Here is a 15,994-nt window from a genome sequence, read left to right on the forward strand (position 1 = left end):
CTCTAATGAATATTTTGTCATAAAAAATAGCACCTCCAATTGTTAGATAGTGTCTAACAATTGGGGTGCAGTTCAATTAGTTGGTCTTTTTTTGTTTTAGGAACGACAATACTTCCAAAAAGGCTGGGCCATTATCGACAAGTCTGTAATCCATAAATGGACACCCTTCCCTTTTTAATCTGTTTGGTACGGTTTCAATCGTATAGTCCTTCAACTGGAGACTTTCGTCCACTTCCTTCCAAAACAAAGGTGTGGCCACACCCGCGAAAGAATTTCCGCGTGGGGAATAAGGAACAATTATGGTTTTTCCTTCACTATGCTGCACAAAGTCCAAGTAAAGTCGATTATGCCGATTTATTTTCATTCTTTCCGTTGTAAAATCATTTGGGTTGGAACTGGTTAGGTAGTCGCCGAGAAAGTCGGTGAATATGCGTGTCTCCTGATAAGTAAATCTGTCATCAGGCAGAGGGATGTGAATTTGCAGTCCTTTGTTACCTGACGTTTTTACAAAAGCCTTTATCCTTAATGATTCCATCACTTTTTTAATTTCCTGTGCGGCCTTTATCGCCAATGAGAAAAATTCGATGGAAGGAGGGTCTAAGTCCAGGACGATTTCGTCGGGTCTTGTTTTACCCGCTTTCTGAAATGGGGCATGGAATTCCAATGCAAGTTGATTACCAAACCAAAGAAGCGTTTCAATATCGTTACACAGCATATACTCGATATCCACATCCATGAACGTTTTAATAAAGGCCGGCGCATAATCAGGTTTGTTTTTCTGGAAAAATCTTTCTTTATCCATAGTGCCATGAGGATAACGGATTGTCGTAAGCAGTTTATCCTTTAAGAAAGGTAAGAAGAAGGATGAAACCTCTCTTAAATAATGGAGGTATTCAACTTTTACCACCTTTTTTCTACCAGTTAACCAAAGCGGTTTATCCTTGGAGGTTATTTGTACAGTATCTGGAAACGTGTACTGGCCTATCACGAATTTCTCCCAGGTGCATTCTTCGGGAGCCGTTTGTAAAAGCCATTGCGAAAACTGAGGTTCACGCAATTCATTTTCCTCATATACGTGTAGGAATTGAACTTCGATGCAAATGGATGGATGGATATAAAAAAATTGTGCATCTTCATCTGATGCATTTTGCTTGATCAGTTCATGCAATATCCTTTTATCTTGAGCACTCAGTCCATTTTTAACACTTCCGATTTTCGTTGCGGCACCTTCTTTTAAAACTGCGAGGGAAACGTAACCATTTTCTTTGTGCAATGCTGTAATGAAACAAGAAACGGTCTTCCAATTTTTCACTTTGATCCAAGATGTAGTACGTTTTCCTTCTTGCCAAGTACCCCGAACTTCCTTAGCGACAACCCCTTCGCCATCTAATAGGATGACCTTATTCAAGGCATTATCCAAAACGTCAAAACTCTCAATTATTTGGATCAAAGCCTTATCGTTGGGGTCAGGCGGCATAGGAAAACCAAGTGCTTCACCCATATTCAGCATGAATCCCCTTCGTTCTTCCATAGGTTTAGCAGCTATGTCCTTTCCGCTGATGCGAATCAGGTCAAACGCAATAAACCGGCATGGCGAAAAATGAGCTTTTTCTGAAATTAAGGATTGTTTCCCAAGGCGCCCTCGCCACTGTATTTGGCAAAAGTCGGCCTTTGCTTGATTGGTAAGCCAAACCAACTCTCCATCTAACTGTAGCGGGAGATAATCTTCCAGGTCCAAATTTTTGATGTAAGCAATGATTTCTGGGAATTGTGGTGATAATTCCTTCTCGTTTCGACTCGAGATGCTTATCGTATCGGAGTCTATCGTTAAAATTGTCCTAAAGCCGTCATATTTGACCTCATAACGCCAATCTTTGGAGGTGGGGGCTTCAGGGTAATAGGTTGGCAGCATTGGTTTCATTTAGTTTTACCTCCGCAAATAATTGATTAACATTATTTTGCCAAAAAAACGAAGTGTTAGAGTTGGCAATTGTTTTTTCGGTTTTTTTTGAACAAAGGGGAATAATAAAATTGTTCTTCTCTTTAAAAATAAGTTATGAGGTGACGAATATGCATACGATGTGGAAGGGGAGCATATCATTCGGTTTGGTGAACATTCCGATTAAACTTCATGCTGCAACGGAGGATAAGGATATTTCTTTAAGGACGTTGCATAAGGAATGTCATTCACCGATTAAATACGAAAAAGTTTGTCCGGTATGCCAGAAAGAAGTGGGTAAGGATGATATAGTCCGCGCTTTTGAGTATACAAAGGGAAAATTTGTTGTCTTGGAAGACAATGAACTAGAGCAACTGAAAAAACAAAACGAAGAAAAAGCCGTGGAAATTGTGGATTTCGTTAAAATAGAAGAAATAGATCCCATATATTTTAACCGGAGTTATTACATGTCGCCTAATGATGGAGGGATAAAGGCTTATTCCCTTCTGAGACAGGCCCTCAAGGAATCGGATAAGGTAGGGTTAGCGAAAATCATCATTCGCTCAAAAGAACAAATGGCGGTAATTCGAGTCGTTGATAATACCTTGGTGATGGAAACGATCCATTACCCGGATGAAGTTCGCTCAACAGCGGATGTACCGAATATCCCTGCTAATGATACCATTGTAAAAAAGGAAATAGATACTGCCGTGTTATTGATAGATCAATTAACGACTACTTTCAATCCGGCAAAATACACCGATGACTATCGAACAGCATTACTTGAATTGATTGAATCGAAGAAAACGGGACAAACGACGATTACAGCCAAAACAAAAGAGCCAGTTTCCAACAATGTAACAGATTTAATGGAGGCTTTACAGGCATCCATTGACCGAACGAAACATGATGAACCAGAAAAGAAAAAGACGACCCGAAAGAAAGCGGCACCGAAAAAAAAGAAACAAGCATAAAACAGGAAGCTGAGCGGAAGACGCATTATGTCGCTCGGCTTTTTGCTCGTTTTAGCCAAGGGAATGGCAAGATTATGAAAGACTTTACAAAGAAATAATTCGTTAAAATTACATAAGTAATGCATGTACAAATAGGTATTGGATCTAGATGTGATCCGATTAATGGGATTAAAAGGAAATAGTGGATGCAAATGAAGGCAAAAAAATTCGCTCCCTAAAGAGCGACAATGAGGAATTCAATCGTGAAAATCAACATATAGGCGAACGGTTGTAGTTTTCGACTATATATTGTGTTCATATTCTACCATATTTAATTCTGAAATAGCAACAAAATTACTAAACTATCCTATGATTTTTTCTGGAAATCAATGATATTCTACCGATCATGGGGGATTTTGTATGTTCCGATCCACTATATTCTCATAAATAATTACAGAAAAAATGGATTTTTAGTATAATTTAAACATATGGGATGATATAAATTAAAATGAACGGAAGATGATGTTAAAAATGGAAAATGGAAAAATCAAATCGCTTCATGCCGGAAGGGCCAAACAGGAAAATTTTTCGAATATCGATATCTTTTCAGCCATGGATAAACAAGCACAGGATAATGTGACAGTAACTAGATCTGGCATAATTGGTGATGGGGTAGGTAATGTAAAGTTCCATGGAGGTCCTGATCGGGCTTTGTGCTTTTACCCCTTTGAGCATTATTCATTATGGAATGAAAAATTCTCTAAAAAGCTGGATATCCCTGCATTCGGTGAAAATTTAACCATAGCGGGGATGACGGAAGTATCAACATATATCGGCGATATTTATCAAATAGGCGAAGTGATTGTTCAAATTAACCAGGGGAGGATTCCTTGTTCGACCATTTCCCACTTCAATCAAGAACCTAAGTTTTTGGAACTCGTGCTAAAAACGAGTTTCACTGGTTATTTTGCAAAAGTACTTCAAGAAGGAACGATAAATAAACAAAACGAAATCGTGCTAATAGATCGTTTGCAAGAAAAAATTTCAGTTCATTATGCAGCAGAGGTGATCCTTCATAAACGAGATGGGCTGGAAGGCGCAAACGCTTTACTTAAACTGGATTCGTTAGCGGAAGACTGGAAACGGAGGATATTAAAGGGAGTCCAGGCTGCAAAAGATTGAATGATTTTTGCAAAAGTGAAAAAAATGACGATCAGGTATTGAAATTGACAGATTATTAATGTAAATTAAATATAATCAAATTTTGAAATCTTGTGAAAATTATATAAATGGATCTTATCGAGAGAGGTGGAGGGACTGGCCCGAAGAAACCTCAGCAACCAGCTTAGGCAAAGGTGCTAAATCCAACAAGCAGAGCTTGATAGATGAGGAGAATGTTTCAAAAAACCTTCTTCTTTGAGAAGGTTTTTTTTCTTTTCTCTCATACTCATAGAAAACGACAAAAACAGGATTGTTTTTGAGAGAGGATGTAATGATGAATTTTCGTAAAGAAGTGAAAGAAAGAATGCTGGTTGGGGAAGGGGCAATGGGGACCTTACTGTACTCTAATGGCATCGATCAATGTTATGAGGAATTAAACTGTACGAACCCAGATCAAATAGTGTCCATCCACCGTGCTTATTTGGAAGCTGGTGCAGATATCCTTCAATCGAATACCTACGGAGCCAACTTCAACAAATTGAAACGCCATGGACTAGAAGATGAAGTAAGCAAAATCAATCGCCAGGGAGTCATCCTTGCTAAAAAAGCGGCAAAAGGAAAGGCATATGTCTTCGGTACCATAGGGGCACAGCGGAGTATCAGGAAATCGGATTTAAGCATTGAAGAGATAAAGCGAGGTTTTCGAGAACAGCTATACAGTCTGCTGATGGAAAATCCTGATGGGATTCTCCTAGAAACATTCTATGACCTGGAAGAACTTGAAACCGTCCTGCAAATCGTTAAAAATGAAACTGGACTGCCGATCATCGCAAATGTTTCGATGCATGAACTGGGTAATCTTCAAAATGGAGTCCATTTAAATGAAGCCTTTCAAAAACTTGAGCAATTGGGTGCCGATGTTGTTGGGGTGAATTGCCGTCTCGGTCCACATCATATGATTAGGGCCTTGGAAGAAGTAAGTTTGCCAAAGCAAGCGTCGATTGCCATTTATCCTAATGCCAGCCTTCCGGATTATGTGGATGGAAGGCTTGTCTATAAAGCTGTACCGGAATATTTCGGTTCAAGTGCCCTCGAGCTGCGTGAGCAAGGTGCCACGATCATAGGAGGCTGCTGTGGAACGACGCCTTTGCATATTCAAGCTGTAAAGAATGCAATTGGAAGTTTGGTTCCAGTAAAAGAGAAAATTACTAAAATCCGTGAAATAGAAATAATTGAAGTGATTGATAGAGAGTTGGAAATCCCACTTTACGAAAAGGCCAAAACTGAAAGGACGATACTAGTTGAACTTGATCCACCGAAAAAGTTGGGAATAGAGAGTTTCATGACTGGTGCTGAGGTTTTGAAAAAAGCAGGGGTCGATTCAATTACATTAGCGGATAATTCACTTGCTTCACCAAGGATATCGAATGATGCACTGGCTAATTTACTGAAGAACCAATTGAATGTAACGCCGATGGTGCATATAACATGCCGGGATCGAAATTTAATTGGCCTGCAGTCACATTTAATGGGTCTGCAGACTGTGGGGCTGAACGAGTTATTGATCATCACCGGAGATCCTTCTAAAATTGGGGACTTCCCAGGTGCCACTTCGGTTTATGATTTATCGTCGTTTGACCTGATAAGTATGGTCAAACAATTTAATGAGGGTCTTTCCTATTCCGGTCAAAGTTTGGGCCAACGGGCAAATTTTAAAATTGCCGCCGCTTTTAATCCCAATGTGAAATATCTAGATAAAGCTGTTCAGAGAATGGAAAAGAAGATTGCATGTGGTGCTCAATCCTTTTTGACACAGCCAATTTATTCGGTGGAGCAGATTGAAGAGGTATATGAAGCTACAAAACATTTAGAGACCCCGATTTTCATCGGTATCATGCCCTTGACAAGCACACGGAACGCCGAATTCATCCATAATGAAATCCCAGGCATCAAATTGCCTGATAATGTTAGAAGGGCTATGGCTTTAGCGGGGGATGACCCTGTAAAGTCAAGGATTGAAGGGGTGAATATCGCACGAGAGCTAGTGGACGCGGCAAGGGAAAAATTCAAGGGCATATATTTAATTACTCCGTTCCTTCGCTATGAAATGACGGCGGAACTTACGAAATATATTAGAAAAGTCGATAGTAAACAAACATCAGAGGTGGCAGTACATGAATAAAAAAGCGATTCAAGAACAGTTGGATACTAAGATTCTCCTTCTTGATGGAGCGATGGGGACCATGCTCCAAGCGGAGAATTTAACAGCAGAGGATTTTGGCGGGGAACAATTCGAGGGCTGCAATGAGTATTTATCACTGACACAACCAGAAATCATCCAATCCATCCATGAAAAATATTTAGCAGCAGGCGCTGATATCATTGAAACAAATACCTTCGGAGCGACAAGCATCGTGCTTGAAGAATACCAAATAAGCACAATCGCTTACAAGCTTAATAAAATTTCAGCCGAGCTTGCCGTTAAAGCATGTGAAAAGTATTCAAATGAAGATTGGCCAAGATATGTGGCTGGCTCGATGGGTCCCACTACAAAAACGCTTTCCGTAACAGGGGGAACGACTTTTGATATTTTAACCGATTCCTATGAAGAACAGGCACTTGGTCTCTTGGATGGTGGGGTGGACTTGCTATTGGTGGAAACCTGTCAGGATATGCTTAATGTCAAGGCTGCCTTTTCTGGAATCAAAGCAGCCTTCGCTAAAACAGGAAAAGATGTGCCTGTCATCATATCAGGTACGATCGAACCGATGGGCACGACACTCGCTGGCCAGTCCATAGAAGCTTTCTATTTATCGGTTGAACATATGAAGCCCGTGGCTGTCGGCCTGAATTGTGCAACAGGTCCGGAGTTCATGATAGACCATATCAGGACACTTGCAGATATAGCAAATAGCGCCATCAGTTGTTATCCGAATGCTGGGCTCCCGGATGAAGAGGGTCACTATCATGAGTCACCGACTTCCCTTGCGGAGAAAATGAAGCAATTTGCCGAAAAGGGATGGGTCAATATCATTGGGGGCTGTTGTGGTACGACACCAGAGCATATTAAAGAACTTTCCAGGGTCCTCGAAGGCATTCAGCCCCGTGCTATTTCGACCTCAGCCCATGGTCATGCCGTATCAGGCATAGAGCCGCTCATTTATGATGATTCAATGCGCCCTTTATTCGTTGGTGAGAGAACGAATGTTATCGGATCTCGAAAATTCAAGGAGCTGATTCGTGGAAAGCATTACGAGCCAGCTGCTGAAATTGCACGTGCCCAGGTGAAAAAAGGTGCCCATGTCATTGATATCTGTCTTGCTGATCCTGATGGGGATGAACTTGGCGATATGAAGGAGTTCGTAGAAGAGGTCGTCAAAAAAGTGAAAGTCCCATTGGTCATCGATACTACAGATGAAGCCGTACTTGAACAAGCATTAAAACATTCACAAGGAAAGTCCATCATTAATTCCATTAATCTTGAAGATGGTGAAGAACGCTTTGAAAAAATTGTACCATTCATCCATCAATATGGTGCTGCCGTTGTCGTAGGAACGATTGATGAAATTGGGATGGCCGTCGATGCTGAACGGAAATTGGAAGTGGCTACACGGTCGGTGGAATTGCTTGTCAATAAATATGGTCTAAACAAAAGTGACATCATTTTTGATCCGCTGGTATTTCCTGTAGGGACGGGAGATGAACAATATATCGGATCTGCTTTAGAAACGGTGAAAGGAATAAAGGCGATCAAAGAAAAGTATCCGGAATGCTTAACGATACTTGGCATTTCGAATGTTTCATTCGGTCTGCCAGCAAGGGGAAGGGAAATTCTAAATGCCGTTTTCCTTTACCATTGTACAAAAGCAGGTCTCGATTATGCTATCGTTAATACAGAAAAACTTGAACGTTTCGCTCTGATACCTGAAGAGGAAGTGAAATTGGCTGAGGCACTCCTGTTTGAGACATCTACAGAAACTTTAGGTATCTTTACCGAGTTCTATCGTGGTAAAAAAGCGGAGAAGAAGGATAATGGTGTTATCCTGCCATTGGACGAACGTTTAGGTAACTATATTATCGAAGGAACGAAAGAAGGATTAATTGATGATTTAAATATAGCAATTGAGCGCGGTGATACCCCATTGGAAATCATCAATGGACCATTGATGGATGGGATGAGTGAAGTGGGTCGGTTATTTAACGACAACCAACTTATTGTCGCAGAAGTGCTTCAGAGTGCAGAGGCAATGAAGGCGGCTGTATCTCACCTTGAGCCGCTAATGGAAAACTCTGAAGATAGCGCTAAAAAAGGAAAGATCCTCTTAGCTACTGTCAAGGGGGATGTACATGATATCGGGAAAAACTTAGTGGATATCATCCTATCCAATAATGGCTATGAAGTCATTGATTTGGGTATCAAGGTCGCACCGCAACAAATCATTGAGGAGGTTCGAAAACATGAGCCAACCATCATTGGCCTATCTGGGTTACTGGTTAAATCAGCACAGCAAATGGTTTTAACCGCACAGGATTTAAGGCAGGCGGGAATAGATACCCCTATTTTAGTGGGAGGGGCAGCGCTATCCCGTAAATTCACCGATTTTAAAATATCACCAGAATATGAAGGACCTGTTTTATATTCCAAAGATGCGATGGATGGTTTAGCTGTAACGAATATTTTACATGACACTGACAAAAAAGTGGTGTATTTAAAAGAGTTAGTCGAGAAACGAGAAAAATCGAAAGTCAATGCCGCTATTGCTGCCACGATGGAAAAACCTGTTCGGAAGCAGTCCGCAGCTGCGCCTTTGAGTAATGTGCCTGTTCAAAAACCGCGTGATATCAAACGTCACGTCCTGAAAAACTATCCATTGGATGTAATCCAGCCATACATTAATAGGCAAATGCTGATTGGACATCATTTGGGCTTAAAAGGTAAGCTCGCCGAATTGCTAAAGCAAGGGAATGAAAAAGCAGTGCAGCTGAATGCGCTTGTTGATGAATTGATCGAATTCTTAAAGACGGAACCCGACTACGGCTTGCATGCAATTTATCAATTTTTCCCTGCTCAAAGTGAAGGAGACAAACTATTGGTTTACAACCCGGAAAATCACCTGGAGATATTGGAGACTTTTGACTTTCCTAGGCAAGATACCAATCCGCACCTTTGTTTAGCGGACTTCGCGAAACCGGTTTCCTCCGGACAAATGGATTATGTTGGTTTCTTCCTGGTAACCGCCGGAAAAGGGATCAGAAAATGGGCAGAAAAACTAAAGCTTGAAGGTGATTTCTTGAAAAATCACGCCCTTCAATCACTTGCTCTCGAAACGGCTGAAGGGTTTGCCGAAAGAATTCATCAATTAATGCGTGATGATTTAGGTATAAGCGATCCGATTGAAATGTCTATGAAAGAGCGGTTTGCCGCTAAGTACACCGGGCAAAGATTTTCATTTGGTTATCCAGCTTGTCCTAATCTGGAGGACCAGGAAAAGCTATTCCGCCTGTTACAACCTCAGGATATTGGCGTGGAATTGACTGAAGGATGCATGATGGAACCTGAGGCTTCCGTTTCAGCCATAGTTTTTGCACATCCGGAAGCTCGTTACTTTAATGTCGATCGGTAAGCATATGGATAAGGCAGCGGTATTTTTTACCGCTGCCTTATTGCGCATGAAACCTCTTGAATGGTACATCTTAATGGTCAAAAGGAAGGGGATGCAGCATATGAAGAATCCGCTTAAATTATTTCTCACCATAGTATGTTCTTTCATTATTTTTTTGTTATTGACGGATGTGCTGGCCATTCATGTACATGCAATGGTTCCCGAAGAGATGAAACCGATCCTAAAAAGTAAGGAAAATCAGAAAGTCGCTTATTTGACTTTCGATGATGGACCTTCTTTGAATACGATGGAGATATTAGATATTTTGGACCGCTATCATGTTAAGGCCACATTTTTCGTTAAAGGTAACGAAGAACCATACGCAAAGGAATGCTATCAGGAAATGATTTCCCGAGGTCATGCGATTGCCCTTCATTCTTATACACATGATTATTCCATCGTTTATCGATCGACCGAGAGCTTCTTTCAAGATTTGAATAGGCTTGAAACCATGCTGCAAAAGGAGTTTGGGGTTAAAAGCCGTATTGTACGCCTTCCTGGCGGTTCCAATAATCGTCTTAGGCATCAGGCTGCAACTAAACCCATCATTAATGGAATCCTTCAACAACTAATGGAAAAAGGGTATATTTATTTCGATTGGACGATTGATTCGACAGATGGGATCAGTCCATCAATAAGTGAACAACAAATCATTACTTCCGTACAAAAAGGCACGAAAGATCAAAAGCAAGTTAATATCTTGCTGCATGATATCAATAGTATGAAAAATACAGTGAAGGCATTGCCTGATATTATTGAATATCTTAAAAAAGAAGGGTATACCTTTGATACTATTGACGAGACAACCCCAAAAATACAATTTAATTGATGAACACATTGTTTATGTTAAGTAATTTAAGGTATAAGATAAGAGATTAGATTACTTTTGTGAAAGGATTTATCGTTTCTATGATGCCATCATTGTTTTTATCACATGGAACACCTTTATTAGCTCTGGAAAAAAATAGCTACACTTCTTTTTTGAAGGATTATATGAAGGGTATGGAAAAACCAACTTCCATCGTTATTTTGTCAGCACATTGGGAAAGTGAAGATCAGATGATTTCAGCGGTAGGGAAGCATGAAGTCATTTATGATTTTGCAGGGTATCCTGAAGAAATATTTCAGATAACATATCCTGCTTCGGGGTGCCTGGAGCTGTCCGATCGAATTTTAACCTTATTGTCAAGGATAGGTGTATGGGGGCAACTTGATGAAAGGCGCCCCCTAGATCATGGAGCATGGGGGCTTTTGCACATTATGTATCCTGAAGCTGACATCCCGATCGTATCTATGTCCATTAGTCCTGCACTTCCATTGGACAAGCAGTATGAAATCGGGAGAACATTGAGGGAATTAAAGGAAAGTAATGTTTTAATCATCGGGAGCGGTGGAATTGTCCATAATTTCACCCATATTCAGGAGGATATGCATGTTGCAGAGGGGTGGGCAATCAACTTTGAGAACTGGGTTGAAGAGAAAATCATGAAATGGGATTTGGAATCTTTGTTTAATTATGCAAAAATCGCTCCTTATAGTACAGATGCTGTGCCTTCCAAAGAGCATTTCATTCCATTGATCATCGCAATGGGAGCAGGAGATGTCAACAAAAAATCGGCTCTCCTTCACAGAACATTTCAATATGGCAATCTGAGTTTAACAGCTTGGAAGTTTGATTGACTTGTAAGGGTTTTCAGTCAAGTTAAATATACCTGAAATATAAACGATATACAAAAATACAAAAATCTTTTTTTAGCGAAAAAAAGGCTTAAATGAGCAAAAAAGTCAATTTAAAGCGTAATTTGACGAATTAAACAAAAATATAGTTTAAAAAAGGTTGCATAAAGTTGTTTAACCTTTGGATATTTCGACAAAAACATGTTAATATAACATCTGAAAACGTTTTATCCTTTAAAATTTTATTATTCAATAACCAAAGTTGTTAATTATATATCATATTTTTGGGGAAAATTTAGAAGAAAGAAATTTGGGGATAGATAAAACGAAATGCAAAAAATTATGAGAAAAATTTGGGGGTTTACAAAATGACCATCAAGGACGCTAAGGCATACGACCCATGGAAAACTTTTTCAGGTCCAAACCTTGGGTATGTCATGGAGCAATACGATCTATTTCAAGCCAACCCGGAAGAAGTAGATCCGGAACTGAAAAACTTTTTTGAAGTATCAGGTCCTCCTTCATTCGATGTATCGGCTGAAACAACAATCGGAAGTGCACCAACTGTACAAACTAGAGAAGTTCTTCCAATGAAGAAAATAATGTCTGCAGTTACGTTAGCAGAAAACATCCGTGCATACGGACATCTTGCAGCAAATATTTATCCTTTAAAAGAAGAAGCTCTAGATACGGAACAAATTCACTTTGAAAAATATGGATTGACCGCAGATGATTTAAGGAAAATACCGGCTGACTTAATTTGTCCAGAATCACCTGAAAACGTGAAAGACGGATACGAAGCCGTTCAATACCTAAAACAACTTTATACAAAAACGATAGCCTTTGAATTTCACCATGTTAATGACTTGGACGAAAAGCAATGGCTTACTGATATGGTCGAATCCGGAAAAATGTTCCCGGAAGTGGCTAAAGAGAAAAAAGAACTATTACTTAAGCGATTGAATGAAGTTGAAGGTTTCGAGAAATTCCTTCACCGCACATATGTGGGGCAAAAACGTTTCTCCATTGAAGGACTAGACGCCCTAGTGCCGATTTTAGATGAAATGATTTCACAAACTGTTCAAAATGGAACAGGGAATGTGAATATTGCCATGGCTCACCGGGGACGTTTGAATGTGCTTGCACACGTACTAGGAAAGCCATATGAGGTCATTTTCTCTGAATTCCAACATTCACCTAATAAAGATTTGGTTCCTTCCGAAGGTTCTACAGGCATTAACAACGGATGGACTGGTGATGTTAAATACCATTTAGGTCTGGATAAACAGATTACTAATGCTAACATACAAAAAGCAAGGGTTACACTTGCCAATAACCCAAGTCACTTGGAAGTAGTCGGTCCAATAGTGGAAGGGTATTCTCGTGCGGCACAAGAAGACCGTTCAGAAAAAGGATTCCCTGTCCAAGACATTTCCAAATCACTTGCAATCCTGATTCATGGTGATGCAGCATTCCCAGGTGAAGGTATTGTTCCTGAAACGTTTAACTTAAGCCGTTTACGCGGTTATCAAGTTGGCGGCGCTATCCATATCATCGCCAATAATATGATTGGTTTCACAACGGAAAGTGAAGATTCACGTTCAACTCTATATGCCAGTGATTTGGCAAAAGGCTTTGAAGTGCCGATCGTACATGTGAATGCAGATGATCCAGAGGCATGTATGGCTGCGGTGAACCTTGCGAACCTATATCGCGAAAAATACAATAAGGATTTCTTGATCGACTTGATCGGTTACAGACGTTTCGGCCATAACGAAATGGATGAGCCATTGGTGACTCAACCTGAAATGTATGCATTAATTCATAAGCACCAAACTGTCAAAGAGCTTTATGGGAAGAAACTCATTCAATCTGGTGAGTTCACTGAAGCTGAAGTTAAAGCAATTGCTGAGCAAGTGGATACAAGGCTTGCGGATGCATATGCGAAAATTTCCGGAAATAAACCGGAAGCTTCTAAAGAATGTAATCCTCCTGGGATTATTGAAAGAGGACTTCCAGCCATTGAAACGGCTGTTCCGAAACAAGAACTGGTTTCAATTAACGAAGAACTTGTTAAGTGGCCGGAAGGATTCACTCCTAATAAAAAATTAGGTAAGATTTTATCACGTCGCTTGGATTCCTTTGGTGCTGACGGTAAAATTGATTGGGCTCATGCCGAGACACTGGCATTTGCATCCATATTGAGTGACGGTACTCCAATCCGTTTGACAGGACAAGACTCAGAGCGTGGAACATTCGCTCAACGTAATATCATGTTACATGACAGTGTTAATGGAAAAACATATTCACCACTTCACACACTTGAAACTGCTAAAGCTTCTTTCGCTGTTCATAACAGCCCGCTTACTGAAACGGCAGTTCTAGCTTATGAATATGGTTATAATGTATTTGCTCCAGAGGCACTAGTATTATGGGAAGGCCAATTCGGTGACTTCGCAAATACAGCACAAGTGATCTTTGACCAATTCATTGCGGCTGGCCGTGCAAAATGGGGTCAAAAATCAGGTCTTGTCATGCTACTTCCACATGGTTATGAAGGACAAGGGCCAGAGCACTCAAGTGCACGCCTAGAACGTTTCCTTCAATTAGCGGCTGAAAACAACTGGACAGTTGCTAACTTAAGTTCGGCAGCTCAATACTTCCATATCCTTAGAAGACAAGCTAAGATTTTGGATCAAGAGCAAGTTCGTCCGCTTGTCATTATGACACCGAAGAGTATGCTTCGTAATCAAGTGATGGCTTCTACAGCTGAAGAATTCAGTGAAGGCTCTTTTGAATCATTCGTTGAAACTAAAGCTTTAGGCAAAAAACCTAAATCGGTTGAACGCATTGTTTTTGCATCAGGTAAATTGGCGGTTGAACTTCGTGAAAAAGCGGCAACTGAACAAAAAACGGACTGGTTGCAAATCATCAGTATCGAAGAAATTTATCCATTCCCGTTCACTGGCGTTCAAGAAGCTTTGAAAAAATATACAAATCTTAAAGAGATCTTCTGGGCTCAAGAAGAACCTAAGAACATGGGGGCTTGGACATTTGTTGAACCTCGCCTTAATGCAGCGGCTCCTGGGAATCTTTCAGTGACATATATAGGAAGGAAACGCAGATCAAGCCCGGCTGAGGGAGATCCGCTTGTCCATAAAAATGAACAACAACGGATTATGACTCAAGCAATTACACGCAATAATGAGGGGGAGAAATAAAATGGCTGAAGTAAAAGTACCTGAATTAGCAGAATCAATTTCTGAAGGATCTATTGCGCAATGGTTAAAACAACCCGGTGATCATGTTGAAAAAGGCGAATATGTCCTTGAACTTGAAACGGATAAAGTAAACGTGGAAATCATTTCAGATTATACGGGTACTCTTTCGGAACAATTAGCAGAAGAAGGCGATACTGTCCAAGTTGGACAGGCTATCGCTATCGTTGATGAAAATGGGTCAGCTGCAGCAGCTCCAAAAGCGGAAGCTCCTAAGGCTGAAGTAGCCAAAGCAGAACCAGCTAAAGCGGAACAAGCTGCTCCTGTTAAAGAGGCTCCTAAAGCTGAAACGAAAGAAGCATCATCCAATCAACAAGTCATTGCTTCACCAGCTGCAAGGAAATTGGCTCGTGAAAAAGGAATTGACTTGACTCAAGTGCCTGTAGTCGATCCACTAGGTCGTGTACGTGTACAAGATGTAGAAGCAGCAAATAATGCACCTGTGACACCTGCTGCATCTTCTGCACCTGCTGCAGCTCCAACACAAGCTCCTGCAGCTAAACAAGCAGCAGCTCCTGTTGAAGTGAATGATGATCGCATTGAAGTGGTTAAGATGACTCGCCGTCGTCAAACCATTGCCAAACGTCTAGTTCAAGTACAATCCGAAGCAGCCATGCTTACTACTTTTAACGAAGTCGATCTTTCTGCAGTCATGGAATTGCGTAGCCGCCATAAAGATTCTTTCGTGAAAACAAATGATGTTAAACTTGGTTTCATGTCATTCTTCACTAAAGCGGTCATTGGCGCATTGAAAAAATATCCGTTATTGAATGCAGAAATCAAAGGCGACCATATCCTGAAAAAGAACTTTTATGATATCGGTGTAGCCGTATCCACTGATGAAGGTCTTGTCGTTCCGGTGGTAAGGGATGCTGACCGCAAAAGCTTTGCTGAAATCGAAAAGAACATTTCTGATTTGGCTGTTAAAGCGCGTAACAACAAACTGGGACTTTCAGATTTATCTGGTGGTACTTTTACCATCACAAACGGAGGGACTTTCGGTTCCCTATTATCTACACCAATCTTGAATGCCCCTCAAGTTGGGATTTTGGGCATGCATACAATTAAGACGCGTCCAATCGCTGTTGGAGATCAAATCGAAAACAGACCAATGATGTACCTTGCATTATCTTACGATCATCGTATCGTTGATGGAAAAGAAGCGGTTGGTTTCTTAGTAGCTATCAAAGATATGCTAGAAGATCCAGAACAACTTTTACTTCAAGGCTAATAAATCATAAAAACCCCCCCATGTCATAATGACATGGGGGATTTTTTTGTGAATGAGTTTAACTGAAAGGCATATTTTCATTGAAAAAAGAT

The 15,994-nt window shown here is 40.6% G+C and carries 9 protein-coding genes and 1 riboswitch; of the genes, 8 read left to right on the forward strand and 1 reads right to left on the reverse strand.

What is annotated here, in order from left to right:
- Positions 1 to 76: 76 nt before the first annotated feature.
- Positions 77 to 1,921: a DNA ligase D gene (ligD, locus tag ACFX4X_RS20055; protein ID WP_377385750.1), complete on the reverse strand. Its 1,845-nt coding sequence runs from the start codon at positions 1,919 to 1,921 to the stop codon at positions 77 to 79.
- A gap of 149 nt (positions 1,922 to 2,070) precedes the next feature.
- On the opposite strand from ligD, the gene ku reads away from it, so the two are divergent.
- From ku to odhB, 8 genes are all read left to right on the forward strand, one after another.
- Complete coding sequence (gene ku / locus ACFX4X_RS20060) at positions 2,071 to 2,913, forward strand: non-homologous end joining protein Ku (RefSeq protein WP_377385753.1); 843 nt, start codon at positions 2,071 to 2,073, stop codon at positions 2,911 to 2,913.
- A gap of 510 nt (positions 2,914 to 3,423) precedes the next feature.
- The gene (locus ACFX4X_RS20065; protein ID WP_377385756.1) at positions 3,424 to 4,074 is read left to right on the forward strand and encodes an MOSC domain-containing protein; all 651 of its coding nucleotides are present in this window, start codon (positions 3,424 to 3,426) and stop codon (positions 4,072 to 4,074) included.
- A gap of 111 nt (positions 4,075 to 4,185) precedes the next feature.
- Positions 4,186 to 4,284: riboswitch (SAM riboswitch) on the forward strand.
- A 103-nt stretch (positions 4,285 to 4,387) separates the two neighbouring features.
- On the forward strand, positions 4,388 to 6,235 hold the full coding sequence (locus ACFX4X_RS20070; RefSeq protein WP_377385759.1) for a bifunctional homocysteine S-methyltransferase/methylenetetrahydrofolate reductase: 1,848 nt from the start codon (positions 4,388 to 4,390) through the stop codon (positions 6,233 to 6,235).
- Positions 6,228 to 9,677, forward strand: coding sequence for a methionine synthase (gene metH, locus ACFX4X_RS20075; RefSeq protein ID WP_284470477.1), 3,450 nt, complete (start codon positions 6,228 to 6,230; stop codon positions 9,675 to 9,677). Before ACFX4X_RS20070 ends, metH begins: the two co-directional genes overlap by 8 nt.
- A complete protein-coding gene (locus ACFX4X_RS20080; RefSeq protein WP_377385762.1) occupies positions 9,664 to 10,545 on the forward strand; it encodes a polysaccharide deacetylase family protein in 882 nt (293 codons plus the stop codon). The genes metH and ACFX4X_RS20080 overlap by 14 nt, the downstream gene beginning before the upstream one ends.
- Positions 10,546 to 10,625: 80 nt before the next feature.
- A complete protein-coding gene (locus ACFX4X_RS20085; RefSeq protein ID WP_377385765.1) occupies positions 10,626 to 11,396 on the forward strand; it encodes a dioxygenase family protein in 771 nt (256 codons plus the stop codon).
- A gap of 365 nt (positions 11,397 to 11,761) precedes the next feature.
- On the forward strand, positions 11,762 to 14,614 hold the full coding sequence (locus tag ACFX4X_RS20090) for a 2-oxoglutarate dehydrogenase E1 component (protein ID WP_089364858.1): 2,853 nt from the start codon (positions 11,762 to 11,764) through the stop codon (positions 14,612 to 14,614).
- A gap of 1 nt (position 14,615) precedes the next feature.
- A complete protein-coding gene (gene odhB, locus ACFX4X_RS20095) occupies positions 14,616 to 15,902 on the forward strand; it encodes a 2-oxoglutarate dehydrogenase complex dihydrolipoyllysine-residue succinyltransferase (RefSeq protein WP_284470479.1) in 1,287 nt (428 codons plus the stop codon).
- Positions 15,903 to 15,994: the final 92 nt, after the last annotated feature.

Origin of the sequence: Peribacillus sp. YIM B13481 (genome assembly GCF_042787985.1) — a bacterium.
GTDB lineage: Bacteria > Bacillota > Bacilli > Bacillales > DSM-1321 > Peribacillus > Peribacillus simplex_A.

What these genes read in the sequence shown, in the direction of transcription:
- ligD (WP_377385750.1), bottom strand. Translation starts at nt 1,921, where the DNA reads ATGAAACCAATGCTGCCAACCTATTACCCTGAAGCCCCCACCTCCAAA.
- ku (WP_377385753.1), top strand. Translation starts at nt 2,071, where the DNA reads ATGCATACGATGTGGAAGGGGAGCATATCATTCGGTTTGGTGAACATT.
- ACFX4X_RS20065 (WP_377385756.1), top strand. Translation starts at nt 3,424, where the DNA reads ATGGAAAATGGAAAAATCAAATCGCTTCATGCCGGAAGGGCCAAACAG.
- ACFX4X_RS20070 (WP_377385759.1), top strand. Translation starts at nt 4,388, where the DNA reads ATGAATTTTCGTAAAGAAGTGAAAGAAAGAATGCTGGTTGGGGAAGGG.
- metH (WP_284470477.1), top strand. Translation starts at nt 6,228, where the DNA reads ATGAATAAAAAAGCGATTCAAGAACAGTTGGATACTAAGATTCTCCTT.
- ACFX4X_RS20080 (WP_377385762.1), top strand. Translation starts at nt 9,664, where the DNA reads ATGTCGATCGGTAAGCATATGGATAAGGCAGCGGTATTTTTTACCGCT.
- ACFX4X_RS20085 (WP_377385765.1), top strand. Translation starts at nt 10,626, where the DNA reads ATGATGCCATCATTGTTTTTATCACATGGAACACCTTTATTAGCTCTG.
- ACFX4X_RS20090 (WP_089364858.1), top strand. Translation starts at nt 11,762, where the DNA reads ATGACCATCAAGGACGCTAAGGCATACGACCCATGGAAAACTTTTTCA.
- odhB (WP_284470479.1), top strand. Translation starts at nt 14,616, where the DNA reads ATGGCTGAAGTAAAAGTACCTGAATTAGCAGAATCAATTTCTGAAGGA.